21 protein-coding genes are annotated in these 24,111 nt (G+C 70.2%); 12 read left to right on the forward strand and 9 right to left on the reverse strand.

Annotated features, from left to right (window positions below):
* Positions 1 to 72 precede the first annotated feature (72 nt).
* The 6 genes from nuoK (at position 73) to rarD (ending at position 7,311) form a co-directional block, all read left to right on the forward strand.
* Positions 73 to 378, forward strand: a complete 306-nt coding sequence (gene nuoK, locus ACIA03_RS14890; protein WP_008356449.1) for an NADH-quinone oxidoreductase subunit NuoK — start codon at positions 73 to 75, stop codon at positions 376 to 378.
* A complete protein-coding gene (gene nuoL / locus ACIA03_RS14895; protein WP_396983669.1) occupies positions 372 to 2,237 on the forward strand; it encodes an NADH-quinone oxidoreductase subunit L in 1,866 nt (621 codons plus the stop codon). Before nuoK ends, nuoL begins: the two co-directional genes overlap by 7 nt.
* The gene (locus ACIA03_RS14900; RefSeq protein WP_396983671.1) at positions 2,237 to 3,661 is read left to right on the forward strand and encodes a NuoM family protein; all 1,425 of its coding nucleotides are present in this window, start codon (positions 2,237 to 2,239) and stop codon (positions 3,659 to 3,661) included. The genes nuoL and ACIA03_RS14900 overlap by 1 nt, the downstream gene beginning before the upstream one ends.
* Before the next feature lie 4 nt (positions 3,662 to 3,665).
* Positions 3,666 to 5,210, forward strand: a complete 1,545-nt coding sequence (gene nuoN, locus ACIA03_RS14905) for an NADH-quinone oxidoreductase subunit NuoN (protein ID WP_396983674.1) — start codon at positions 3,666 to 3,668, stop codon at positions 5,208 to 5,210.
* Positions 5,207 to 6,220 carry a polyprenyl synthetase family protein gene (locus tag ACIA03_RS14910; RefSeq protein ID WP_396983676.1) on the forward strand — a complete coding sequence of 338 codons (1,014 nt, stop codon included), beginning with the start codon at positions 5,207 to 5,209 and terminating at the stop codon, positions 6,218 to 6,220. Before nuoN ends, ACIA03_RS14910 begins: the two co-directional genes overlap by 4 nt.
* Positions 6,221 to 6,393: 173 nt before the next feature.
* Positions 6,394 to 7,311, forward strand: a complete 918-nt coding sequence (rarD, locus tag ACIA03_RS14915) for an EamA family transporter RarD (RefSeq protein ID WP_396983678.1) — start codon at positions 6,394 to 6,396, stop codon at positions 7,309 to 7,311.
* A gap of 254 nt (positions 7,312 to 7,565) precedes the next feature.
* Here the strand turns inward: rarD and ACIA03_RS14920 are convergent, their stop codons facing one another.
* From ACIA03_RS14920 to ACIA03_RS14930, 3 genes are read right to left on the reverse strand one after another with little or no spacing between them, the layout of a single operon-like run.
* Positions 7,566 to 8,582, reverse strand: coding sequence for a LacI family DNA-binding transcriptional regulator (locus tag ACIA03_RS14920; RefSeq protein ID WP_396983680.1), 1,017 nt, complete (start codon positions 8,580 to 8,582; stop codon positions 7,566 to 7,568).
* A gap of 43 nt (positions 8,583 to 8,625) precedes the next feature.
* Positions 8,626 to 8,910 carry a hypothetical protein gene (locus ACIA03_RS14925; protein WP_396983682.1) on the reverse strand — a complete coding sequence of 95 codons (285 nt, stop codon included), beginning with the start codon at positions 8,908 to 8,910 and terminating at the stop codon, positions 8,626 to 8,628.
* A gap of 51 nt (positions 8,911 to 8,961) precedes the next feature.
* Positions 8,962 to 10,260, reverse strand: coding sequence for an SNG1 family protein (locus tag ACIA03_RS14930; RefSeq protein WP_396983684.1), 1,299 nt, complete (start codon positions 10,258 to 10,260; stop codon positions 8,962 to 8,964).
* Positions 10,261 to 10,839: 579 nt separating this feature from the next.
* Between ACIA03_RS14930 and ACIA03_RS14935 the strand changes: the two genes are divergently transcribed.
* Positions 10,840 to 11,715 (forward strand): alpha/beta fold hydrolase, encoded by an 876-nt coding sequence (locus ACIA03_RS14935; RefSeq protein ID WP_396983686.1) that lies wholly within the window; start codon positions 10,840 to 10,842, stop codon positions 11,713 to 11,715.
* Between the two features lie 256 nt (positions 11,716 to 11,971).
* A complete protein-coding gene (locus ACIA03_RS14940; protein WP_396983688.1) occupies positions 11,972 to 12,949 on the forward strand; it encodes an alpha/beta fold hydrolase in 978 nt (325 codons plus the stop codon).
* A 297-nt stretch (positions 12,950 to 13,246) separates the two neighbouring features.
* Here the strand turns inward: ACIA03_RS14940 and ACIA03_RS14945 are convergent, their stop codons facing one another.
* The 3 genes from ACIA03_RS14945 to ACIA03_RS14955 all read right to left on the reverse strand — a co-directional run bounded on the left by ACIA03_RS14945 (position 13,247) and on the right by ACIA03_RS14955 (position 16,257).
* Complete coding sequence (locus tag ACIA03_RS14945) at positions 13,247 to 14,563, reverse strand: TIGR01777 family oxidoreductase (protein ID WP_396983690.1); 1,317 nt, start codon at positions 14,561 to 14,563, stop codon at positions 13,247 to 13,249.
* Positions 14,560 to 15,708 carry an acyl-CoA dehydrogenase family protein gene (locus tag ACIA03_RS14950; RefSeq protein WP_396983692.1) on the reverse strand — a complete coding sequence of 383 codons (1,149 nt, stop codon included), beginning with the start codon at positions 15,706 to 15,708 and terminating at the stop codon, positions 14,560 to 14,562. The genes ACIA03_RS14945 and ACIA03_RS14950 overlap by 4 nt, the downstream gene beginning before the upstream one ends.
* Before the next feature lie 138 nt (positions 15,709 to 15,846).
* Complete coding sequence (locus tag ACIA03_RS14955) at positions 15,847 to 16,257, reverse strand: hypothetical protein (RefSeq protein ID WP_396983694.1); 411 nt, start codon at positions 16,255 to 16,257, stop codon at positions 15,847 to 15,849.
* Positions 16,258 to 16,642: 385 nt separating this feature from the next.
* Between ACIA03_RS14955 and ACIA03_RS14960 the strand changes: the two genes are divergently transcribed.
* The 4 genes from ACIA03_RS14960 to ACIA03_RS14975 all read left to right on the forward strand — a co-directional run bounded on the left by ACIA03_RS14960 (position 16,643) and on the right by ACIA03_RS14975 (position 21,411).
* On the forward strand, positions 16,643 to 18,361 hold the full coding sequence (locus tag ACIA03_RS14960; protein WP_396983696.1) for a collagen binding domain-containing protein: 1,719 nt from the start codon (positions 16,643 to 16,645) through the stop codon (positions 18,359 to 18,361).
* Positions 18,362 to 18,474: 113 nt separating this feature from the next.
* Positions 18,475 to 19,419: an alpha/beta fold hydrolase gene (locus ACIA03_RS14965; RefSeq protein ID WP_396983698.1), complete on the forward strand. Its 945-nt coding sequence runs from the start codon at positions 18,475 to 18,477 to the stop codon at positions 19,417 to 19,419.
* A gap of 64 nt (positions 19,420 to 19,483) precedes the next feature.
* Entirely contained in the window at positions 19,484 to 20,320 is an 837-nt protein-coding gene (locus ACIA03_RS14970; protein ID WP_396983700.1) for an IclR family transcriptional regulator, read from the forward strand.
* A gap of 53 nt (positions 20,321 to 20,373) precedes the next feature.
* Positions 20,374 to 21,411 carry a 2-hydroxyacid dehydrogenase gene (locus tag ACIA03_RS14975; RefSeq protein ID WP_396983702.1) on the forward strand — a complete coding sequence of 346 codons (1,038 nt, stop codon included), beginning with the start codon at positions 20,374 to 20,376 and terminating at the stop codon, positions 21,409 to 21,411.
* On the opposite strand, the gene ACIA03_RS14980 is transcribed toward ACIA03_RS14975, so the two are convergent.
* From ACIA03_RS14980 to ACIA03_RS14990, 3 genes are read right to left on the reverse strand one after another with little or no spacing between them, the layout of a single operon-like run.
* Positions 21,408 to 22,133 (reverse strand): sulfite exporter TauE/SafE family protein, encoded by a 726-nt coding sequence (locus ACIA03_RS14980; protein ID WP_396983704.1) that lies wholly within the window; start codon positions 22,131 to 22,133, stop codon positions 21,408 to 21,410. The genes ACIA03_RS14975 and ACIA03_RS14980 overlap by 4 nt on opposite strands.
* Entirely contained in the window at positions 22,133 to 23,146 is a 1,014-nt protein-coding gene (locus tag ACIA03_RS14985; protein ID WP_396983706.1) for an ABC transporter ATP-binding protein, read from the reverse strand. The genes ACIA03_RS14980 and ACIA03_RS14985 overlap by 1 nt, the downstream gene beginning before the upstream one ends.
* Positions 23,143 to 24,108 (reverse strand): ABC transporter ATP-binding protein, encoded by a 966-nt coding sequence (locus tag ACIA03_RS14990; protein ID WP_396983882.1) that lies wholly within the window; start codon positions 24,106 to 24,108, stop codon positions 23,143 to 23,145. The genes ACIA03_RS14985 and ACIA03_RS14990 overlap by 4 nt, the downstream gene beginning before the upstream one ends.
* Positions 24,109 to 24,111: the final 3 nt, after the last annotated feature.

The raw sequence follows: 24,111 nt of genomic DNA on the forward strand, positions 1-24,111 counted from the left end.
TCAGCGAGCGAGTCAAAGGTTCAACATGCCGCCGCGTTCGTACGATGGCGCTTGCGCTACGGAGGCGGTGGCATGACAGACAACACCACGGCGTACGTCATCTTGTCCGCCATCCTCTTCACGATCGGCACGATCGGGGTGCTGACCAGGCGAAACGCGATCGTCGTCTTCATGTGCGTCGAGCTCATGCTCAACGCGGCCAACCTGGCCCTGGTGGCGTTCAGCCGGATGCACGGCAACCTCGACGGGCAGGTGACCGCGTTCTTCGTGATGGTCGTCGCGGCCGCTGAAGTGGTCGTCGGGCTGGCGATCATCATGACCATCTTCCGCACCAGAAACACGGCTTCGGTCGACGAGCCAAGGATGCTCAAGTGGTGAATCCTGTTGAGGCCAGCGGCGTCTTCTCGCTGATCTGGCTGGTCATCGCGCTGCCTCTGGCCGGCGCCGCCCTGATCCTGATCGGGCGGCCGCTGGCGCCGGCACTCTTCGACCGGGTCGGGCACTGGCTCGCCGTCGTGCTCGCCGGTGCGTCCTTCGCGCTGTCGCTCGCCCTCTTCATCGCCGCCCTCGGTCGCGACGAGGAGAGCAGGCAGGTCGTCCAGCACCTCTACACCTGGTTCGACACCGGCGACCTCTCGGTCGGGTTCGACCTGCTCTACGACCAGCTCTCCGGCCTGTTCCTGCTGCTCATCACCGGCGTCGGCACGCTGATCCACGTCTACTCCGTGGGCTACATGGCCCACGACGAGCGCCGCACCCGGTTCTTCGGCTACCTCAACCTGTTCCTCGCCGCGATGCTGATGCTGGTGCTGGCGGAGAACTACGTCGGTCTCTTCCTGGGCTGGGAGGGTGTCGGTCTGGCGTCCTACCTGCTGATCGGCTTCTGGCAGCACAAGCCGTCGGCCGCCGCGGCCGCCAAGAAGGCGTTCGTGATGAACCGGGTCGGCGACATGGGTCTCTCCCTCGCCATCGCGCTGAGCTTCGTCACCTTCGGGTCGACGTCGTTCTCGGCGATCCACATCGGCGACACGACCACGACCACCCTCAACTGGCTCGGCATCCTGCTGCTGATCGGCGCCTGCGGAAAGTCCGCCCAGGTGCCGCTGCAGGGCTGGCTGCTGGACGCGATGGAGGGCCCGACCCCGGTCTCGGCGCTGATCCACGCGGCGACGATGGTGACCGCGGGCGTCTACCTCATCGTCCGCAGCAGCGCGATCTTCGACGCCGCCGAGGCCGCCTCGACCGCCGTCGTGGTCGTCGCCCTGGTCACCATCATCTGGGGTGCCGCGATCAGCTGCGTGAAGGACGACATCAAGAAGGTCCTGGCCGGTTCGACGATGAGCCAGATCGGCTACATGATGCTGGCCGCCGGGCTGGGCGGGCCGGGCTACGCGTTCGCGATCTTCCACCTGCTCACCCACGGCTTCTTCAAGGCCAACATGTTCCTCGGCGCCGGGTCCCTGATGCACGGCATGAACGACGACGTGAACCTCAAGCACTACGGCGCCCTGAGCCGGGCGCTCCCGGTCACGTTCCTCACCTTCGCGATGGGCTACCTGGCGATCATCGGGTTCCCCGGCTTCGCCGGCTTCTGGTCCAAGGACAAGATCCTCGAGGTCGCCTTCGCCGAGAGCTGGCTGGTCGGCATCATCGCCCTCCTGGCCGCCGGCGTGACCGCGTTCTACATGACCCGCCTGATGATGCTCGCCTTCTTCGGCCGCAAGCGCTGGCCCGAGGGCGTACATCCGCACGAGTCGCCGCGGATCATGACCGGCCCGCTCGTCGTCCTCGCCGCGCTGTCGGTCCTCGGTGGCGTCTTCACCCTCGGCGGCTGGATCGAGCACTGGCTCGAGCCGGTGGTTGCGATCGGCCACGCCGAGCACCACGGTCCGCTCCCGGTCTGGGCGACCTCCGTGCTCGCGGTGCTCGTCGTCGCGATCGGGGTCGCGGCCGCCGGGTTCGTCTTCGGCCGCCGCCCGGCCACGACCGAGCCGACTCCCTACCTGCACGTCCCGCACATCGAGGACGTCGTGGTGCCGCCCGGGATGGCGATCACCCGCGGTGCCCTCGCGACCGACAAGTACGCCGTCGACGGCCTGATGAGCGGTGGCCCGATCGCCCTGGCGGCGATCGCCGGTGAGCTCCGCAAGGCACAGACCGGCTACGTACGTTCCTACGCCCTCTCCGTCCTCGGCGGCACGGTGCTGGTGACCCTCGCGATCCTGGTGGTCAACTGATGCTGACAATCCTCGTCCTCATCCCGTTCGCGGGTGCGCTGATCACCGCGGTGATGCCGGCTCGGCCCAAGGCGTGGGCCTTCGGCTTTGCGCTCGCCACCCTGATCGCCGGCCTCGTCACGATGTTCACGGCCCCCGACACCGATCTCGTCTGGATCGAGCCGCTCGGCGTCCACTGGGCGCTGGAGATGGACGGCTTCGGCAAGCTGATGGTGATGCTGACCGTCGTCCTGGTCCCGCTGGTGATGGTGGCGGCGGTCAAGGACCACGACAAGCGGTGGTACGCCTGGGCGCTGGCCCTGGAGGCCTTCGCGCTGCTCACCTTCACTGCCGGCGATCTCTTCCTCTTCTACATCGCCTTCGAGGCGACGCTGATCCCGGCGTACTTCATGATCGGCCAGCACGGTGGTCCCCAGCGGGCCAGGGCTGCGCTCAAGTTCCTGATGTTCCAGCTCGGCGGCGGCCTGGTGCTGCTCGGTGCGCTGATCGGCTTCTTCGTGGTCTCCTCGGAGGCCGGCTCGCCGTCCTACCTGATCAGCGACCTCGCCCAGCTCGACATCGGCACCACCGCCGAGCGCTGGATCTTCGTGGCGATGTTCATCGCGTTCGCGGTCAAGGCGCCGCTGTTCCCGGTGCACACCTGGCTGGCGGACACGACCGAGCAGGCCACCCCGCCGACGTCGGTGCTCCTGGTGTGCATCCTCGACAAGATCGGCACCTTCGGGATGATCCGGCTCTGCCTGGGTCTGGTGCCGGAGGCCTCCGCGTGGGCGACACCCGTCGTCGTGGTGCTGGCGCTGATCTCGATCGTCTACGGCGCGGTGCTCGCGATCGGGCAGGACGACCTGCTCCGCCTGATCGGTCTGACCTCGCTCTCGCACTTCGGGCTGATCACGCTCGGCATCTTCGCGGCGACCCGCGAAGGCCTGGTCGGCGCGATCCTCTACATGGTCAACCACGGGGTCGCGACCGCGGCGATGTTCCTGATCGCCGGGTTCCTGATCACCCGCAAGGGCACCGCCTCGATCTCGTCGATGCGGGGGTTGGAGAAGGCGACCCCGGTGCTCGCCGGCACGTTCCTGGTCGCCGGTCTGGCCACCGCCGGTCTCCCGGGGCTGTCCCAGTTCGTCTCCGAGATCATGGTCCTGATCAGCGCGTTCGACTACCACTGGCTGGTCGGCGTCATCGCGGTGACCGCGATCGTGCTGGCCGCGATCTATGTCCTGTGGGCCTACCAGCGGATCTTCACCGGGCCCGCGCAGCTCTCCCGGAGACCCGTCTCCGACCTCGATCGGCGGGAGGTCGGCGTACTCGTGCCGTTGCTGGTCGGACTCCTCTTCTTCGGCTTCGTCCCGGGTCCGCTGATCTCGGCGGCGTCGCCGGTCGTGGCTCCTCTTGTTGACGTCATCCAGGCAGGTGAGTGAGGCGATGTTCGAGTCTCCCGGAATTTCGTACGCCACCCTCTGGCCCGTCCTGCTGGTGCTGGGCGTCGCGTGTGCCGGTGTCGTCGTGGAGGCGTTCGCGCCCCGCGCCGCGCGGTTCAACGCCCAGGTGTCGCTGGCGCTGGCCGGACTGGTCGCCGCGCTGGGCGGGACGGTCGCCGTCGGCGCCGGATCGGCGCTGGGTGCGTCGACGGGTGAGGGCGCCCTCATCATCGACGGTCCCGGGGTCTTCTCCCAGGGACTGGTGCTGCTGGTCTCGCTCGGCGGCGTCGCGCTCTTCGCCGAGCGCCGCCTCGACAACGGCGTGAGCGCCTTCGCCGGCCAGGCCGCGGCCCTGCCCGGCACCTCGGCCGAGCGCGCCGCCTCCCAGCGCGGTCTGGAGCACACCGAGGTCTACCCGCTGATGATGTTCGCGGTCGGCGGGATGATGCTCTTCTGCATCTCCGGCGACCTGCTGATGCTCTTCGTGGCCCTCGAGGTGCTCTCGCTGCCGCTCTACCTGCTGACCGGGCTCGCGCGGCGTCGCCGCCTCCTCTCCCAGGAGGCCGCGCTCAAGTACTTCCTGCTCGGCGCGTTCTCCTCCGGGATCTTCCTCTACGGCCTCGCGCTGGTCTACGGCTTCGCCGGGTCGATGTCCCTGGCGGACATCGGCGAGGTGGCGGCCGAGGACGGCTCCAGCCCGCTGCTGCTGCTCGGCATCGGCCTGATGGCCGTCGGGCTGCTCTTCAAGACCGGCGCGGTGCCGTTCCACTCCTGGATCCCCGACGTCTACCAGGGCGCCCCGACGCCGGTCACCGCGTGGATGAGCGCGGCCACCAAGATCGCCGCGTTCGCCGCGATGCTCCGGCTCTTCTACGTCGCCTTCGGCGCCGAGGGCGACATCTGGCGCCCGGCCATCGGCGTCGTGGCTGTCCTCACCATGCTCCTCGGGGCCTCCTTCGCCATCGTCCAGACCGACGTGAAGCGGATGCTCGGCTACTCCGCGGTCGCCCACACCGGTTTCCTGCTGACCGGTCTCCTCGGGGTGCAGACCGACGCCTTCGGCTCGACCCAGGCGGTGCTCTTCTACCTGACCGCCTACGGCTTCGCCACGCTCGGCGCCTTCGCGATCGTCTCCCTGGTCCGAGGGCCCAACGGCGAGGTCGGCTCGCTCGACCGCTGGGCCGGCCTGGGCCGGAGCAACCCGTGGGTCGCGGCGACCTTCGCCGTCTTCCTGCTCTCGATGGCCGGGCTGCCGCTGACCGCCGGGTTCATCGGCAAGTGGGGCGTCTTCGCTGCCGCGCTGGGCGCCGGTCAGTGGCCCGTGGTCGCGGTCGCGATCGGCTCCAGCATCATCGCGGTCTTCTTCTACGTACGCGTGATCATGCTGATGTTCTTCACCGACGCACGAGACGACGTCGCGACGGTCTCCACGCCGTCGTACGCCACCACCGTGGTGATCTCGCTGAGCGCTCTCGCCACCGTCTTGTTGGGTGTAATTCCGGGCCCTGTGCTCAGCCTGTTGATGGATGCGGGAGGATTCATCGGGTGAGCACAAGCGCACCCACCGACCGAGCCCCTGAACTCGCCCTCCCGATCACCGATCCCGAGCTCGAGCAGCGGCTGCGTGCTCGGTTGGTCGATGTGGAGGAACGGCTGGCCGGCTACACCCGGAGCCGGTCCCCGTTCGTCACGGAGGCGGCCACCCACCTGATGCAGGCCGGCGGGAAACGGTTCCGGCCGTTGCTGGTGCTGCTGGCCGCCGAGTGTGGCCCCGACACGCTCTCCGACGATGTCATCACCGCCGCCTGCGTCGTCGAGCTGACCCACCTGGCCTCGCTCTACCACGACGACGTCATGGACGAGGCGCTCGTACGCCGTGGTGAGGACTCCGCCAACGCCCGCTTCGACAACCACGTCGCGATCCTGACCGGCGACTTCCTCTTCGCCCGCTCCTCGGAGCTGACCGCCCAGCTCGGCCCCGAGGCCGTACGCATCCAGGCGGCCACCTTCGCCAAGCTCGTCGAGGGCCAGATCCTCGAGGGCGTCGCGCCTCCCGAGGGTGTCGACCCCGTCGACCACCACCTCGAGGTGCTGGCCGGGAAGACCGGCGTCCTGATCGCCACCTCGGCGCTCTACGGCGCGCTCTTCGCCGGTGCCGACAAGTCGATCCAGGAGGCGCTGATCGCCTACGGCGACATCGTCGGCGTCGCCTTCCAGCTCTCCGACGACATCCTCGACATCGCCTCGGACGAGTCCGGCAAGACCCCGGGCACCGACCTGCGTGAAGGTGTCCCGACCCTCCCGGTGCTGTTCGCCCGCCGCTCCAACGAGCCCGGCGACGCCCGCCTGCTGGAGCTGCTCGACAGCGATCTCACCGACGACGCGGCCCTGGCCGAGTGCGTCGCCCTGCTCCGCGCTCACCCGGCCCTGGCCGAGGCCCGTGCCTACGTCCAGGCCCGCGCCGAGGAGGCCAAGGCCGCCCTCGCCCCGCTCCCCGAGGGCCCCGTCCGCAAGGCCCTCGAGGCCTTCGCCGACATCGTCGCCGTCCGCTCCGTCTGATCCTCGACCCTGCCGAAGCGTCGGCTAGGTCGGCCGAGAAGTCACTGCGGTCGGCCGAGTGGGCACGCGTGTGCCCACTCGGCCGACCTACCTGACGTCTCGGCGGGTGGTGGGGAGGTTCGGGGCGCGATATTCGATAAAGGGACTCGGCGTCATGGCAGTACCGTGGCGACGTGAATGAGCAACGGCGTGGAGTGATGTTCGGCGCCGCGGCGTACGTCATGTGGGGCGCGTTCCCGCTCTACTTCCCGCTCTTGGAGCCGGCCGGTGCCTGGGAGATCCTGGGACACCGGGTCGTGTGGTCGCTGGTCGTGGCCGGAGCGCTGGTGCTGATCGTCGGGCGTCGCACGCAGGTGGCGGCGATCCTGCGCGACCGGCGCAAGCTCCTGCTGCTGGCGGCGGCTGCCGCGGTGATCTCGACCAACTGGGTGACGTACATCTGGGGGGTCAACAACGGCCGGATCGTGGAGACGAGCCTGGGCTACTTCACCAACCCGCTGGTCACGATGTTGATGGGCGTGATCATCCTGCGCGAGCGGATGCGGAAGCTGCAGTGGGTGGCGCTGGGTATCGCGTTCGTGGCGGTCATCGTGCTCACGATCGACTACGGGCGGCTGCCCTGGGTCGCGCTGGTGCTGGCGTTCTCGTTCGGCACCTACGGACTGCTGAAGAAGAGCGCCGGGGTCGGTCCGTTCGAGTCGCTGGCCGTCGAGACCGCCGTGACGGCGCCGTTCGCGCTGGCCCTCATCATCGCTCTCCAGGCCAACGGAAGCGGCACGCTCGTCGGGCACGGTGCCCTCCACGTACTGCTGCTGATCAGCCTCGGCATCATCACGGTGGTGCCGTTGGCCTGCTTCGGGGCGGCCGCGATCCGGGTGCCGATGGTGACGATCGGGCTGCTGCAGTACCTCGCGCCCATCCTGCAGTTCGCCGTCGGCGTCTTCATCGCCCATGAGGCGATGCCGCCCGGCCGCTGGGCCGGCTTCGCGATCGTGTGGGTCGCCCTGGTCATCTTCAGCGCCGAGGCGGTCCACCACCGGCGCAAGGTTCTGCGGACCCTCGTGACGCCGACGAGCCCGACGACCGTCTAGCGAGCCCCGCCGGGGGGGGGGGGGGGGGGGCGGGGGGGGGGGGGGGGGGGGGGGGGGGGGGCCGGGGCGGGGGGGGGGGCGGCGGCCCGCCGGCGCCCGGGGGGGGGGGCCCCCCCGCGCCCCCCCCCCCCCCCGCCGCCGGCCCCCCCCCCCCCCCCCCCCCCCCCCGCCCGGCGCCCCCCCCCCCCCCCCCCCCCCCCCCCCCCCCCGGGGGGCCCCCCCCCCCCCCACCGACCTGGGTGACGCCTCGGCCGTCAGTTGGGCCTGTGGGCAGCGGAGGCCCGCACCACGAGCTCCGGCGCCAGCAGCGCGGGCGTCTCGACGGCCCCGTCGGCGATGGCCTTGGTGGCCACCTCGACGGCGAGCTCACCGAGCGAGGCGAAGTCCTGCCGGACCGTGGTCAGCGGCGGCCAGAGGTACGCAGCGTCGGGGACGTCGTCGAAGCCGATGACGCTCACGTCCTGAGGTACCCGGCGACCGGCCTCGTGGAGCGCCCGGATCACACCGAGCGCCATCGAGTCGTTGGCAGCGAAGACCGCGGTGACCGACGGGTCCCGGGCGATCACGGCACCGGCCTCGTAGCCACTCCGGCTCGACCAGTCGCCCAGGATCTCGGGTCCCGGTGGCACGTCGCTGTCCCGGAGCGCGGCCAGCCACCCCTCCCGACGCTGGCGGGCGTCGATCCAGCCGACCGGACCGGCCACGTGGGCGATGGTGCGGTGGCCGAGGTCCAGCAGGTACTGCGTGGCCAGCACGGCCCCGGCATGCTGGTCGATCCCCACCGAACGCACCCCCGGCAGCGGGTCGCTGTGGATCATCACGACCTCGACCGTGGATGCGAGCTGGGCGACCAGGTCCTCGAACGACTGGTGCGAGACGCCGATGAGGACGGCCTCGACCGCGTCGTCGAGGAGCGCTTCGATCGCCCGCTCCGCCGAGGCCGCCTCCAGGTGCGGCACCGGGCTCAGGATGACGTCGTAGCCGGCCTTCTGGCCGGCCTGGTGGACCGATGCGGCCAGCGTGCCCGGCCCGTAGAGGTGCGGCTGGGTGTAGAGCAGCCCCAGTCGTCCGGACCGCCGCGTCACCAGCGCCCGCGCGGACTTGTTGCGCCGATAGCCCAGCTCGTCGATCGCCGCCAGCACCCTGTCGCGGGTCTCACCGCGCACGGCGTCGGAGCCGTTCACCACCCGGGACACGGTCTGGTGCGACACCCCTGCCCTGGCTGCCACGTCCGCCATGCTCGGCGCATTCTTCGACTCCCCGCGAACCATGCGGTGATCCTAAGCGGGAACACCCCGGCCAGGCGGGAGTGCCTCACCTCTCCTCGAGTCCGGGAAGCCCATGGCGAGCCCGGGTGAGCGCTGCCGCGAGCGGGGCGCACCGCCCGCCGGGGACCAGCGCGGCGAGCTCGTCAGGGTCGCCGGGAAGGCCGAGGTCACGCGCCTGCTCGTAGCGGCGGTAGTGCGCCCGACCGAGAGCATCCACGCGCTGCCGCCTGGTCGACTCGAGCAGCCGTTGCGGCGTACGCCAGCCGGCGGCGGACAGCTCCCTGGCCGCCGCGACCGCGATGTCGGCCGAGATCCGGGCCGAGGAGAGCATCGCCGGGACGAGCAGGCGATAGGGCGGCGACGGCTGTGCTGGTGGCCCACGCTAGGCCGGAACCGCCGTCTTCTCGGGCGTCGTCTCCACCGGGATGCGGTGCAGCCCCTTGCGGTCGTACCACCCCAGTACCCCGAAGCCGAACAGTGCTGCTGCCACGAGCCCGGCTGCCATCATGACCCATCCCCGGGTCAGCCCCGCGTCGCCCTGGGCGTCGTAGTAGAGGATCGAGCGAATACCACTGGTGATCTGCCGCAGCGGCTCGAACTCCGCGAGGAAGCGGTAGAAGCCGGGCAACGCCTCGATGGGGGTGGTGGCCCCGGACGTCGGCACCGCCACCCCGATGAAGACCAGCGTGACCACCAGCATGCCGGGTGTGCCGAGGACAGCGAGAAGGGCGAGCGCACCGATCCCGGAGACCGCGATGGCGCACACCGAGTAAAGCCACAGCAGCGACAGGTGAGCGGCGTCCATGCCCATGATGCCGACCGCGCCCGCCATGACCAGGGTGCCCATCAGCAGGGACAGTCCCACCATGAAGGTGCTGCTGATGGCGAAGGTCTGCACCCGGGTCGCCCGGATCAGCGGGCGGTGCAGACGCCGCGGGCCCATGTCGTTGTGGGTGTAGCCGAGGGCGTGGTCGACCTGGCCGCTGATGACGTTGGCGGAGAGCATGCCGACGACCACCAGGGTGAGCGCGTAGTAGAACGCCGTCAGGCCCAGGCCGCTGTGCGAGTCGAGCGGATGGCCGTCCTCGACCGTGACGGCGGCCGGGTCGGCAAGCAGGACGCGTGCCGCGGCGGGCAGCTTCTCCTGCTGGGCGCCCGTCTGCGCGGTCAGTTCCTTGCCCACCTGGAGCGAGGCGTTCTCGGCCGCCTGCATCGTCGCCGTCCGGGCCAGGCCGGAGCCGAGGCTCCCGGCGGACTGATTGGTGAGCACCGTCAGGGCAGGGCGGGCCGGGGTCCCGCTGATCGTCGCGTCGGTCAGCGCGGTGACGGAGGAGGTGAAGTCGGCGGGGACGACGAGCGCGCCGTACAGCTTGCCTTTACCAAGCTTCTCCTTCATCTCCTTCTCGCTCATCACCTGCCAGTCGATCTTGTCCCCGCTCGCGGTGGACCTCTTGATCGACTCAGTGATCTGGGCGCCCAGGTCGACCTGCTTGCCGCCGACGGCCGCTCCCTTGTCGGCGTTGACCAGGCCGACGGGCAGCTTGGTCATGTGATCGACCGGATCGATGTTGGCGCCGACGTAGAACACGGCAAACAGGAGCGCGAGTACGCCGGTGATGAGCCCGTTGGCCACCCACAGAGGTTTGGCGCGCAGGACGCGGAAGGGGTGAATGTCACTCATGTCGTAGGTTGCTCTCGCTCGGTGGATGGGGGACGCTCCGCCGAGGGCTGCCAGCCGCCGGCGACTTCCTTGACGGGCTTGTGGGGGAAACGGCGTTGGTCGTAATCCTGCGCCCGGGAGCCCGGCAGCACGAGGAGCGTTTCCTTCTTGTCCTGGATTGGTCGCAGCACGGTGTCCGTGAACGACTTGCGGTCGTCCAGGTGCGGGCCGAGGACATCGTCGCCGGCGGGCGCACCGCCTCACGGGCTCCGCGCCGCGCGAGTACGGCCTGTGCCGACGGGTGGGCGGTCAGCTTCGCCGGAACCGTGGGGCTCGACGGTTGCCCCTCAGCGTCGCGCGCGGCAGTCATCCGTACTCCTCCTGACTCAGGTCCTGAGTTCGCCCACGTGCATCGCGAGACACCGATCAGTCTCATCACCGTAAACCGACCGGTTTCCCATATGCAAGTCCGAGTCGGCCGGCCCGCGAGACCAGGCGCGACCACCCCCTCCCGAGCTTGCATGTGGAGACCACTCGGTCTACCGTGATAGAAACCGATCGGTTTCCACATCAGGTTAGAGGCCCGGGAGACACAGACAGATGTCCAGTCGAGAACCACGTTCCACGATCCACATCCCGGGAACCACCAGCCACACCATCGCCCCGCGCGCAGGACACAGCCGCGAGGGAACGCTGCGCTACCTCAAGGCGGGCAACGGGGCGCCTCTGGTCCTGCTGCACACCGTGCGCACCCAGGCCGAGCACTTCCGGCTCCTCATCCCGTTGATCGCGGACCGGTACACCGTGTATGCCCTCGATCTGCCGGGGATGGGCTACTCCGAGATCGTGCCCGGCGCGTCGTACGACGAGCCGGCCATGCGCGAGGGCGTCGAGCGCCTTCTCACCGAGCTCGACCTCCACGATGTGACGTTGCTCGGAGAGTCCATGGGGGCGGTGCTCGCCCTCACCACCGCGGCCGATCTCCCTGAGCGCGTCCGACGCGTCGTCGCTGTCAACACCTACGACTTCCGCGGCGGGATCGCCCGCTCCAGCCTTCTCGCCCGTGTCGTGGTCAGCGGTGTCCTCACGCCTGGGGTGGGCCCGGTGATCGCCGGGGTGGAGCCCAAGCCAGCCCTCAGCAAGATCCTGCAGGGCGGCCTCGGCGACAAGAGCGCTCTGCGTGAGGACTACGTGGACGAGCTTCTCCAGGTGGGCCAGCGCTCCGGCTACCCGAGGGTCGCCCGGGGCGTCTACCAGGCCCTGCCCAGTCTCATCGCCGCCCGGTCGCGCTACCCCGAGGTCAAGGCCCCCGTCCACCTCGTCTACGGCGAGAAGGACTGGTCGCGACCCTCGGACCGGCAGGCCAACAAGAAACTGCTGCCCGCCGCCGACTTCGTCCAGGTGCCGAAGGCCGGCCACTTCATCGCCCTGGAACGGCCCGACGTACTGGCCAACCTGTTGAACGCGGTGGCGTAGGCTCATAAGACCGCCGTGGACACCTCCGAAGGGTGTGCAGGAGCCGTGGAAGCACGAGGAGAACAACGGGTATGCCCCGCGCGGCCGGGTGGCGCGGTCGTGGCCGCGGGCCTGGGCGATCATGCGCTTCAGCAGGCTAGTCTCGGGGGCCAGGTCGTGTTCCTGTCACTGCCCCCGGAATCAGACAGCCATACTTGCTACTTGGTCCGGGCTCGCAGGACCGCGACGGCGCGAAGGCGCCTTGGAGGTTGAATTCATGACACAGATGACCCAGCGACCGCCGTTCGGCGAGAATTCCCCGCACCCGGGATCCCGGGCAGCTGACCGTGTCCGCCATCGGACGGTCCAGGCAGGCGGACTGGAGGTTCCGATCCTCGAGGCCGGCAGCGGGCCGCTGGTCCTATGCCTCCACGGTTTTCCCGACCATGCCGTCAGCTGGACAGGGCTTCTCGACCGCCTTGCACAGGAAGGGTATTGGGCGGTCGCGCCCGCACAGCGCGGATACTGGCCCGGTGGCGCGGCGCCCGACGGCTCCTATCGCGCGTTCTCGACCGGCCAGGACACCCTGACCCTGATCGAAGCGCTCGGGCGCGAGCAGGCGGATCTCATCGGTCACGACTTCGGTGCTGTGGCGGCGTACGCGGCAGCGAGCCTCGACCCGACACGTGTCCGCAAGCTTGTGGGTATGGCGGTTCCCTATGGCCCTCAGTTGCGAACCGCATTCGTCACCAACGGTGACCAGCAGCGACGAAGCTGGTACATGTTCTTCTTTCAGACAGCCATGGCGGAGGCGGCCGTCGCGCTCGACGACTTCGCCTTCATCGACCGGCTCTGGCAGGAATGGTCACCCGGCTACGAGCTGCCGGATGCGGAGCGGGCCGCGCTCAAGGAAACCCTCCGTGCTCCAGGAGTCCTGACCGAGATCCTGGGCTACTACCGCCAGTTGTTCACGCCCCCCGCGGACGAGGCGGCCCTAGCCCTGCAAGCCCGGTCGAGACGTGCCATCACCGTCCCATCGCTCTACCTCCATGGGGCCGACGACAACTGCATGTCCGTGGAGTTAAGCGACGGCATGGACGACGTGTTCACGAACGGCCTCGAACGCATCGTCGTACCCGGTGCAGGGCACTTCCTGCACCTCGAGCAGCCCAAGACGGTCGCCGACCACATACTGGGCTTTCTGAACATCCTCCAACGGCCTCCGACTCGTAGCGACGCGGGTTCCAAGGCTTGAGCACCGCCAGTACGTCGTCGAGCGAAACGTTGTCGGGGTCACTCATATCGGAGCCGTCGAACATCTGCCAGATATAGGACGCCGTCCCGTTCTCCCACAGCGGATGCAGGTCGGCCAAGTCCGGATCGTCCCGGACGCTGTTGGCGGCCTGCCCCTCTTCCGGGATGACCGGCATTCTCGGCCAGGTCGCTGCCCGTCGTCCACGACGATGGCGCGGGCACCATCACCGATAGCCGCCAGCCCGGGTCGACGGAGCGGCCGTGGCCGCGGAGCTGCTGCTCGCCGGCGGCCCGACTCTCAACGACCGAGTACGTGCCGCAGTGCCGCCGCCAACGTGGGGTGGCGGAACTCGTGGCCGGCGAGCGCGACCGGTTCGACGCGCTGGCTCGCCAGCGCCATCTCCTCGGCGCCCTCCTTGCCGAGCAGGAGCCGGGGGCCGAGGGCCGGCGTGGGCAGGAGCGCGGGGCGGCGGAGCACGTGCGCGAGGGTCTGCGCGTAGGCCCGGCCGGTGACCGGTTCGGGAGCGACCGCGTTGACCGGGCCCGCGAACGTCTCGTCGAGGACCGCGCGGTGGTAGATGTCGACGAGGTCGTCGATGCCGATCCAGCTCACCCACTGCCGACCGCTCCCGAGCCGTCCGCCCAGGCCGGCCGCGAAGAGCGGTCGCTGGAGCCGCAGCGCTCCCCCGGCGGGCGTCTGCACGATCCCGGTACGCACCTGGACCACGCGCGGCCCCTCCACCCGGCTCGCCTCCTCCCATTCGGCGACCACGTCGGCGAGGAACCCGGCGCCACGCGTCGAGGCCTCGGTGAGGACCTCGTCGCCCCGGTCGGCGCCGTAGATCCCGATCGCGGAGGCGCTGACGAAGGTGGGTACGCCGCTGCGTGCCGCCGCCTCGGCGAGCCGTCGCGTCGGCTCGATCCGCGAGTCGCGGATGGCCGCCTTGTGCGCCTCGGTGAACCGGCCGGCGATGGACGCCCCTGCCAGGTGGACGACCGCGTCGACGCCGTCGAGGAGGTCCGCAGCGGGCGCCGACGGGTCCCAGCGGCGCTCGTCCTCACCCGCCGGCGCGTGCCGGACCAGCCTGATCACCCGATGTCCGCCGGTGGTGAGGAACGGGACCAGGGCACGCCCGACGGTCCCGTGAGAGCCGGTGACCGCGATGGTGAGGCTCTTGCCCGCTGCGTACGTCCTGCGGTGGGCGGCCAGATCGGCGGTCAGCTGGGCATGGCGGTAGCTGAGCATCCGGTCGACCATCCGCCCGAGCACGTTCGTCTCGATCCGGTCGGTGACCAGCGTGGCGTCGCCGGACGAGGCGAACTCGTGCCGGTGGGTCCACGACAGCGGGCGCAGCGAGGCGAGCCGGTCGGTGAACAGGAGCGGCGGGTCGTAGGCGTCGGGGTCGTGGCGCGCCACCCAGTCCACGCCGCGGCCGAGCGAGATCACCGCGGTGCCCTCGGCCAGATCGGTCGCCTCCACCCGCACCTCCCCCGGCATCCACGGCGGCATCAGCCGATAGATCGCCCCAGGGCGCCGATGCCACTCGAAGACCTCCTCGAGCGGCGCCTCGACGCGTGTCGTCAGCGAGTGGACCCGGACCAGCGGCGACCTCATCCTCGGAACTCCTTCACCATCTGCTTGGCGATGATCAGCTTCTGGATCTCGCTGGTGCCCTCGTAGAGCCGGAACAGCCGCGCGTCGCGGTAGAACCGCTCGACCGGCACCTCGCGCATGTAGCCGAGGCCGCCGTGGATCTGGACCGCCCGGTCGGCGATCCGGTCGACCGCCTCGGTGCAGAACAGCTTGCACATCGAGGGAGCCGTACGCCGGTCGCTGCCGTCGTCCCAGCTGCGGGCGGCCTCGAGCACCATCGCGCGACCGGCGTACGCCTCGGTCCGGCTCTCCGCGAGCATCGCCTGGATCAGCTGGAACTCCGCCAGCTTCTGGCCGCCCTGGCCGTTGGTCGTGGCATGACGCAGGCTCTCCTCGATCAGCCGGTCCGCGAGCCCGACGGTCAGCGCCGCGATGTGCAGCCTGCCCTTGGCCAGCGACCGCATCGCCGCGGAGAAGCCCTCGCCCTCGACCTCGCCGACCAGGTTCTCGGCGGGCACCCGGACGCCGTCGAAGAAGATCTCGGAGGTCACCGCGCCGCGCTGGCCCATCTTGTGGTCCTTCGGACCGATGGTGACGCCCGGAGTGTCGGTCGGCACCACGAACACCGAGATGTTCCTCGCGCCCTCGGCGAGGTCGCCGGTGCGGGCGAAGACCATGAGCAGGTCGGCCCAGATCGCGTTGGTGATGAAGCGCTTCTGCCCGTTGATGACGTACGCATCGCCATCACGCACCGCGCGGGTGCGCAGTCCGCTCGGGTCGGAGCCGGCCTCCGGCTCGGTCAGCGCGAACGAGGCCACCAGCCCGCCGCTGGCCAGCCCGGGCAGGTACTTCTGCTTCTGCCGCTCGGTGCCGCAGTTGACCAGCACCTGGCCGGCGATCCCGTTGTTGGTGCCGAACATGGAGCGGAACGACGGCGTGGTCCAGCCGAGCTCCATCGCCAGCCGGACCTCCTCGGACATGGTGAAGCCCAGACCGCCGTACTCCTCGGGGATGGCGTAGCCGAACAGCCCCATGGCGGCGGCCTGCTGCCGGAGGCGGTCGGGGATCTGGTCGGTCTCCTCGATCTCGTCCTCGGCCGTGACGACCTCCTTGCGGATGAACGCGCGGACGGCGTCGATGATCGAGGTGAACTCGTCGGGCTCCATGGGGGCTGCTCCTTCGCGCCGGGGTCTTCCGGCGGATTCTTCCCCATGGTTCGACGAACCAGACGTCCGGCGACGACTGTCCGCTCGACGGAGGCCCCGATTCAGGCACACCCCGTCGAGCGGGTCATCGCCGACCGGTCACCTGCCGGTGCCGAGCGAGCTGCGCGCCAACTGGGCGACGCGCTGGTTGCTGATGCCGGTCTCCGCCGCGATCCGGCCGAACGACCAGCCCTGGCGGCGCAGCATCCGTACGGCCTGAGCACTCTCCTCCTGCAGGACCTCGAGGCGCTTGTCGACCCGGCACCGCTGGATCTCGAGGTCACGCAGCGTCGCGGCCGGGTCCTCCGGCTGGACCGGGCCGACCGGGTCGACCTGTCGGCTCTCCCCGGAACGGCGTGTCGGGGATCCTCCCGGCGCCAGCACCTCGGGCGGGTTGAACGCCCACAGCGTGTAGTCGTCGGCCCATCGGATGAACCGAGCGATCCGGCTCCCGTGGTGGGCGCGGGTCGGGACGTCACCATCTGCGAGACGTGTCGCCTCAGCTGCCATCTCCGGCTCCTTCACGTGGTCGGGCAAAGGTGGGGGAAGATCCTCGGTATCCAGGATGCGCGGCCGTGATGACCAGGCCGTTGAGTGCCGGTAACGGACAGGTAAGCGCTTGAGCAGCCTCGTCGTATTCGCCTCGGAGCGTGCGTTGTTCCACTCTCGCGATATCGGCACTTACCCGATCTGCGGCATGCGCGGGCACCACGGACGGCGTAACGATCAGATAACGCGGACGAAGCACCGAACGAACCCAGCCGATGCTCCTTCACCGCGGAAAACAACATCCGTCAAGGCCGCAGCCGCACGCGCCGACGGAGCCCGTATCTGGGGAGCGGGCCCGCCCTCTCATGTAGACAGCGACCGCGAGGTCTCTGAAAGGGGACACGCCATGCGCTCGATACCGAGCCTGCTCATGCCTCGCGCCACCAAACCAAGGTTCTTCAAGAGGCTGGCGGCGCTGAGCGCCACTGCCCTCGTCGCCACCGCCCTCGTCGCCTCCGGCGCCGCTGCGTCCCATCCCGAAGCCAGCCTCGCGGGCAGCAACTTCGAGATCGACGTCGACGCCAACCTCAAGGTCGACGACCCCGCCCCTCCCTCGCTCGACTGGGCGAACGTCTCCGAGATCCGGGCCACCGACAAGGTCAACGGCACCGGCGACGACTCCTACGCCGGCGGCGTCAAGGAGGACACCTCCTGTCCCGCCGCGGTGACCGACTCGATCCCGCCGAACAAGAGCGACCTGCTGAGCTTCCACGTCTACCGTGAGGCCGGCACAGGCTCCCACCCCGGATTCCTCGACCTGGCCTGGAGCCGGGTGAGCGAACCGAGTGGCACCACGCTGATGGACTTCGAGTTCAACCAGTCCAGCACCAAGTGCGCCTCCGGACCCAACGTCGTCCGCACCGCCGGCGACCTGCTCATCGAGTACGCCATCGACCAGGGCGGCTCCCGTGCGGACATCAGCGCACGCCGCTGGACCGGCTCCGCCTGGGGTCCGAGCGCCGACCTGGACGTCCCCTCTGCCACGTGCGGCGGCGCTCCGTGCGCGGCCGGCACCATCAACTCCTCGCCGATCCCGGCCGCGGAGTCCGACGGGCTGATCGCCTCCGGGGAGAAGCAGGCGCGGACCTTCGGTGAGGCGCAGATCGACCTGCGGCTCCTGTTCCAGCCCAACAAGTGCACGTCGTTCGGCAGCGCGATGCTGAAGAGCCGTTCCTCGGACTCCTTCACCTCTCAGCTGAAGGACTTCGTGGCACCCGTCGGGATCAACCTGCAGAACTGTGGTCAGGTGATCATCCGCAAGCAGACGCTTCCGGACGAGGACCCGAACTCCACCGACTTCGGCTACACGAAGTCGTTCGGCACGGATCCCACCTCGGCGAACACGTTCACGCTCAAGGATGACGGCGTCAAGGACTACGGCAAGACCGTGCTCTTCGGCAGCGGCTACACCGTCGTCGAGGACGTGATCCCGTCCGACTGGGCCTTCGTCAGCCTGAACTGCGATGCCAGCACGGGAGTCACGCCGAGCATCAACGGCGCGACGGTGACGTTCGCGATCAACGAGGACACCGACGTACTCGACTGCACCTACACCAACGAGCTGCAGCGCGGGGCACTGAGGATCCTGAAGAACAGCACCAAGGGCGGAGCGGTCACCAACGCCGGAGCGGTCTTCTCCTACGACGGCACCAGCGTCACCGACAACGGCACCGGTGACGAGGATTCCGACGTCGGCGAGGTCTGCGTGTCGGGCCTCTCGCTCGGGGACTACGACGTGACGGAGACGTCGCCGCCTCCCGGCTACGCCGACGCCCCTGGTGGCGCACAGACCGTCACCGTGGTCAGCGGGACCAACTGCACCGACAACCAGCCGACCGGTGCGGCGGTCGCGACGTTCACCAACGCGCCGCTCGCCGACATCCAGGTCAACTTCCGTGACGGCGGCTCGGGCGAGACCAGCCTGACGTCGATGACCTGCGAGAACACCGGCACCACGGCGGACACCGGCACCGCCACCGGATGGGACGACACGGTGACCCATGAGGGCATCGCGATCGACCCGTCACCGAGGACGATCACCTGCACCATCGTGATCGACCCCTGATCCCCCACCCACCCCACCGAGGGGCCGTCCGGTTCACACCGGGCGGCCCCTCCGAGCGTCGTCGGCGGCACCTCCGCAACATGCTCGAAATCCATGGCGATTACCGTGCAGCCATGACACGGGCGATCGTGCAGCAGTCGCGGGTGATCCACGGCTACCGGCGTGCGTACCGCATCGGCGGGGACGGCTCCGCGATCATGTTCATCCACGGGATCGGTGACAGCTCGCGGACGTGGGACGACGTGCTGCCCCTGTTCGCGGAGAACCATCTCGTCATCGCCCCCGATCTCCTGGGTCACGGTGACTCCGACAAGCCGCGCGCCGACTACTCGATCGGCGGGTTCGCCAACGGCATGCGCGACCTGCTGGCGGTGCTGGGCGTGGAGCGCGTGACCCTGGTCGGCCACTCACTGGGCGGAGGCGTCGCGATGCAGCTCGCCTACCAGTACCCACACCTGGTCGAGCGGATCGTGCTGGTCTCCAACGGCGGCTCCGGGCGCGGTGTCTCGACCTGGCTCCGACTGGCGACCCTGCCGCTGGCGCCGGAGCTGCTCAAGCTGTTGCGGCTGCCGGTCTCGCGGACCGGGGTGTCGACCGCCTTCGGCCTGCTGCGCCGCATCGACCACGATCTGGGCGTCGACGCGGGAGACCTGACCAGGATCGTCGACGCGCTCCCGGACGCCCAGGCCCGCCAGGCGTTCGCCCGGACCCTGCGGGCTGTCGTCGACTGGCACGGCCAGGTCGTCACGATGCTCGACCGCAGCTACCTGGTCGAGAACATCCCGACGCTCATGATCTGGGGTGACCGCGATGGAGTCGTTCCCTTCCGCCACGCCGGGAAGGCGCGGATGGCGATGCCGTACGCATCCCTCGACGTGTTCCACGGCGCCGGCCACTTCCCGTTCCGGTCCGACCCCGGACGCTTCGTGATGACTGTCGAGCAGTTCGTACGCAGCACCGCACCCGCCACGTGGGACCAGGAGGCGTGGCAGAAGCGGCTGCGCACCGGCCCCGAGCGGGGCCACGAGGCCCCCTCCACACCGGTCGGGAACGACTAGGGCCGGACGCGCGCTGCCGTCTTCATACGTGGACGGGCGTCTGCCAGCGCATTACCCTGCGCACATGACCGACGCCGCCGCGCCCGATACGGGCGCCGCCACCACATCCACGGCCTCCACCGGCGGGGTTCGCGAGGTGAAGTCCGCCGCCCGCACGGTGGAGATCCTCGAGTTCCTGGCCGCGCGCCAGAACCGCCCGGTGCGGCTGCGCGAGCTGAGCGAGGCGCTGGGCGTCCCGCGCAGCAGCCTGCACGCTCTGCTCCGCACGCTCGCCAAGCACGGCTGGGTACGCAGCGACGCGACCGGCACGCTCTACGGCATCGGCATCCGAGCCCTGCTGGCCGGCACCAGCTACCTCGACACCGACCCCTACCTCCCGCAGGTGACGCCGTTCCTCGTCGAGCTCCGCGAGCAGCTCGACGAGACGTTCCACTTCGGGCGCCTCGACGGCACCGACGTGGTCTACCTCGCCACCCGCGAGTCCTCGCAGTACCTGCGCCCCTACAGCCGCGTCGGCCGTCGGCTCCCGGCCTACTCCACCTCGCTGGGCAAGGCGGTCCTGGCCACGCTGCCTGACGCGGAGGCGGCCGACCACCTGCCGGCCGAGCTCGCGCCGCTCACGCCGAACACCATCACCGACCGCGGCGCCCTGACCGCCGAGCTCGAGGCCACCCGACAGCGCGGCTACGCCGTCGACAACGAGGAGAACACCCTCGGACTGCGCTGCATCGCGGTCGCGCTGGACTACGACGAGCCGGTCTCCGACGCGATCAGCGCCTCCATCCCGATCGCCCGGCTCACCCCCGAGCGGGAGGCCGAGGTCATCGCGGCGCTCCGTCAGGCTGCGGACCGGATCGTCCGGGTGGTCGGACCGATCCGCGGCTCGCTCGCCTGGTCCTGATTCTCCATCGAGAACCTTGTCCACAGATGTAGACGCATGACAGAATCGTGGACATGGCGAGCGCTCCCCCACCTGCCCCTCTCGACAGCGGTGCGCCGCTGCACGTGCTGGTCACCGAGCCGATCATGGCCCGGTTCGCCGACGTCCTGACGCGGAACGGCGCCTCGCCCCACGAGTGGACGTTCGCGTGGGGTGATGACCCCCGGCTCGCCGAGGCCGCTCCGGCCGCCGACGTCCTGGTCTGCTCCTCGGCGACCCCGGCGACGCCGGAGCTGCTGGGCTCGATGCCCCGGCTCAAACTGCTCCACGTCACCGGCGCCGGTGTGGACAGGATCCCGCTCGAGGCGCTGGCCGACGACGTACGGCTGGCCAACACCTACCACCACGGCCGCGCCATCGCGGAGCACGTGATGATGGTGTCGATGATGCTGCTGCGCGGCGTCCTGCGCTCGGAGAGCGACCTGCGCCGTGGGGTGTGGAGCAACGCGATGGTCTCCGACGACTACCCCTTCGGGGGCGTGCTGGCCGGCCGTACGCTCGGCATCGTCGGCGTCGGCGAGATCGGGTCCAGCGTGGCCCGCCTCGGCACCGCGATGGGGATGCCGGTCCGATCCGTACGTCGCAATCCCGACGCCCCGCTGCCCGAGGGCGTCGAGCTGGACTGGGTCGGCCCCGACTCCGCCCTCCACGAGCTGCTGGCCGCCTCCGACGTGGTCGTCGTGACCGTCCCGCTGAGCGAGGAGACCCGTGGGCTCGTCGACGCCGCGGCGCTGGCCGCGATGCGGCCGAGCGCCGTGCTGATCAACGTCGCCCGGGGGCCGGTGGTCGACGAGCAGGCGCTCCACGACGCGCTCACCGACGGCACGATCGCCGGTGCGGGCATCGACGTGTGGTGGCGCAACCCCCGCGACCCCGACGCGCCGCCGCCGTCCCACCTCGACTTCACGAAGCTCCCCAACGTCGTGCTGACCCCGCACCAGTCGGGTCACACGGCCGAGGTGTTCGCCAGGCGTGCGCAGGACATCACCGACAACGTCGACGCGGTCGCCAACGGCCGGCCGCTGCGCAACCCGGTGGCCCGGACTCGCTAGCCGAGAAGCTGGTCGATCACCAGCACGACGGCGCCGAAGATCGACACCGCGATCGCCGTACGCCGCAGCCGCACCGGCGACAGCACCCGGTTGAGCAGCAGCGAGAGCCCCCACCCGGCGAACGGTGCCGGCACGAGCGCGGCGGTGACCAGCAGGGTGCGCTGATCGACGGACCCGGTGGCGGCCAGGGCGAGGAACGAGAGGGCCGAGCCGACCAGGAAGAAGGAGCTCATCGAGCTGCGCAGTCCCGCGCCCTCCTTCTGCTGCCACACCAGCGCCATCGGCGGCCCGCCGATCGAGGTGGCGGTGCCGAGCAGCCCCGAGGCCGCACCCGCCGCCACCAGGTTGCGGCGCACCGGCCGCGGCTGCCACCCCAGCGAGTTGAGCGCGACGCCGGTCAGCACCACCCCGGCCAGCATCAGGGCGAGCCCACGGTCGGGCAGCGCCGCGACGAGCAGCGCCCCCGCGATCGTCCCGGGCACCCGCCCGAACAGCGCCCAGCCGGTGCCACCCAGGTCGATGTGCTGCCGCTCGGTGACGACGACCATGATCGTCACCACGAAGGCGAGCATGACCAGGATGCCGGGCAGCAGCGCCGGGTCGACCAGCGCGACCACGGGCGCGGCCAGCATCCCCATGCCGAAGCCGATCGACGCCTGCAGGGCCGAGGCGAGGACGACCGCGACGGCGACGAGCGCGAAGGACGCGACCGAGATCCCCATCAGCCCGCCTGTGCCGCGGCCAGTTCCTGCTCCTCGGCCCCCAGCGGGTGGAAGCACTCGGCCGTGTGACCGCCGTCGACCGGGTCGACGGCCAGCGGCGGCAGGGCGGTGGCGCACTCCTCGGTCGCCTTCCAGCAGCGGGTCCGGAACCGGCACCCCGACGGCGGGTCGAGCGGTGAGGGGATCTCGCCGGACAGGATGATCTGCTCGCGCCGACGCGCATGGTCGAGGGAGGGCGCCGCGGAGAGCAGCGCCCCGGTGTAGGGATGCTGCGGCCGCTCGAACGTCGACTCGGTCTCCCCCTGCTCGACGATCCGGCCCAGATACATCACCACGACCCGGTCGGCGACGTGACGCACCACCGACAGATCGTGCGAGATGAACAGGTACGCCACCCCGAGCTCCTGCTGCAGGTCGTTGAGCAGGTTCAGCACCTGTGCCTGCACCGACAGGTCGAGCGCGGAGACCGGCTCGTCGCAGACGATCACGTCGGGGTTGAGCGCGAGCGCGCGGGCGATGCCGAGCCGCTGGCGCTGACCGCCGGAGAACTCCTGCGGGTACTTCCCGGCGTCGCTCGGCCGCAGCCCGACGAGGTCCAGCAGCTCACGCACCCGCGCCGCGCGGTCCCGCGAGGTCTTGTGGAGACCGGTGTGGGTGCGCCACGGCTCGCTCACGATGTCCCCGGCCGACATCCGGGCGTTGAGCGAGGCGAACGGATCCTGGAACACCATCTGCACCCGCCGCCGGAACGCCAGCAGGTCGGCACCCCTGGTCGTCGTCGGGTCGACCCCGTCGAAGCGTACGGAACCGCTGTCGGGGGTCTCCAGCATCAGCAGCGTCCGGGCCAGGGTCGACTTGCCGCAGCCGGACTCCCCCACCAGCCCGAGGGTCTCGCCCCGGTGCAGGTCGAGGTTCACGCCGTCGAGCGCGCGCAGCTCCTTGCGCTTGCCGGCGTGACGTACCGGGAAGATCTTGGTGAGGTCGCGGACCTCCAGGAGCGGTGCCTCAGTCATCGGTTCTTCACCTCGTCGGGGAAGTGGCAGGCGGACAGGTGGCCGGGGGCGACCTCGCGAGCCGCGGGGCGCTCCTCGCGGCAGCGGTCGCGGACGATCGGGCAGCGGTCCTGGTAGACGCAGCCGGCCGGGATCGCGGCCAGCTCGGGCGGCGAACCACCGATCGACTTGAGCTCCGCACCACGCTCGGCGTGGACGGGCACGGACTCCAGCAGACCCGCGGTGTAGGGGTGCTTCGGCGCACCGAAGACCTCCTCGACCAGGCCCTGCTCGACCACGTTGCCGGCGTACATCACCACGACCCGGTCGGCCTGCTCGAAGACCAGGGCGAGGTCGTGGGTGATCAGCACGACTGCCATGTCGCGCTCCTCGCGCAGGTCCTTGAGCAGGCTCATGATCTGCGCCTGGACCGTGACGTCGAGCGCGGTGGTCGGCTCGTCGGCGAGCAGCACGGCCGGCGACAGCGCGACGCCGATCGCGATCAGCAGCCGCTGCCGCATCCCGCCCGAGAACTGGTGCGGGTAGGAGTCGACCCGGGTCTCGGGCTCGGGGATGCCGACCCGGCGCATCAGCTCGATGGCCTCCTTCCGCGCCGCCTTCCTGGACAGACCGCGGTGGATCCGGAACGGCTCGGCCAGCTGCGTACCCACGGTGTAGACGGGGTTGAGCGCGGTGAGGGCGTCCTGGAAGACGATCGCCAGCTCCTTGCCGGCGAGGTCGCGCCGCCGCTTCGCCGAGGCTGTCCGCAGGTCGGTGGCCGTGCCGTCCGCGCCGGTGATGCGGACCGCACCCTCGGTCACGTCAGCGACCGGCTCCAGGAGCCCGACGACCGCGGTGGCGGTCATCGACTTCCCACAGCCCGACTCCCCGAGCAGGGCGAGAGTCTCGCCACGCCGCGCCTGGAAGGACACCTTGTCGACGGCCCGGACGACGCCGTACGGCGTGCGGATGTCGACGCTCATGCC

This window comes from Nocardioides sp. NPDC051685 (genome assembly GCF_044453405.1).
Lineage (GTDB): Bacteria > Actinomycetota > Actinomycetes > Propionibacteriales > Nocardioidaceae > Nocardioides.

Coding starts and splice junctions, on each gene's coding strand:
- ACIA03_RS14920 (WP_396983680.1), bottom strand. CDS start 8,582: ATGGTTCGCGGGGAGTCGAAGAATGCGCCGAGCATGGCGGACGTGGCA.
- ACIA03_RS14935 (WP_396983686.1), top strand. CDS start 10,840: ATGTCCAGTCGAGAACCACGTTCCACGATCCACATCCCGGGAACCACC.
- ACIA03_RS14990 (WP_396983882.1), bottom strand. CDS start 24,108: ATGAGCGTCGACATCCGCACGCCGTACGGCGTCGTCCGGGCCGTCGAC.
- ACIA03_RS14950 (WP_396983692.1), bottom strand. CDS start 15,708: ATGGAGCCCGACGAGTTCACCTCGATCATCGACGCCGTCCGCGCGTTC.
- ACIA03_RS14945 (WP_396983690.1), bottom strand. CDS start 14,563: ATGAGGTCGCCGCTGGTCCGGGTCCACTCGCTGACGACACGCGTCGAG.
- ACIA03_RS14925 (WP_396983682.1), bottom strand. CDS start 8,910: ATGCTCTCCTCGGCCCGGATCTCGGCCGACATCGCGGTCGCGGCGGCC.
- nuoN (WP_396983674.1), top strand. CDS start 3,666: ATGTTCGAGTCTCCCGGAATTTCGTACGCCACCCTCTGGCCCGTCCTG.
- ACIA03_RS14960 (WP_396983696.1), top strand. CDS start 16,643: ATGCGCTCGATACCGAGCCTGCTCATGCCTCGCGCCACCAAACCAAGG.
- ACIA03_RS14900 (WP_396983671.1), top strand. CDS start 2,237: ATGCTGACAATCCTCGTCCTCATCCCGTTCGCGGGTGCGCTGATCACC.
- ACIA03_RS14955 (WP_396983694.1), bottom strand. CDS start 16,257: ATGGCAGCTGAGGCGACACGTCTCGCAGATGGTGACGTCCCGACCCGC.
- ACIA03_RS14985 (WP_396983706.1), bottom strand. CDS start 23,146: ATGACTGAGGCACCGCTCCTGGAGGTCCGCGACCTCACCAAGATCTTC.
- ACIA03_RS14930 (WP_396983684.1), bottom strand. CDS start 10,260: ATGAGTGACATTCACCCCTTCCGCGTCCTGCGCGCCAAACCTCTGTGG.
- ACIA03_RS14980 (WP_396983704.1), bottom strand. CDS start 22,133: ATGGGGATCTCGGTCGCGTCCTTCGCGCTCGTCGCCGTCGCGGTCGTC.
- ACIA03_RS14970 (WP_396983700.1), top strand. CDS start 19,484: ATGACCGACGCCGCCGCGCCCGATACGGGCGCCGCCACCACATCCACG.
- ACIA03_RS14940 (WP_396983688.1), top strand. CDS start 11,972: ATGACACAGATGACCCAGCGACCGCCGTTCGGCGAGAATTCCCCGCAC.
- ACIA03_RS14965 (WP_396983698.1), top strand. CDS start 18,475: ATGACACGGGCGATCGTGCAGCAGTCGCGGGTGATCCACGGCTACCGG.
- ACIA03_RS14975 (WP_396983702.1), top strand. CDS start 20,374: ATGGCGAGCGCTCCCCCACCTGCCCCTCTCGACAGCGGTGCGCCGCTG.
- nuoK (WP_008356449.1), top strand. CDS start 73: ATGACAGACAACACCACGGCGTACGTCATCTTGTCCGCCATCCTCTTC.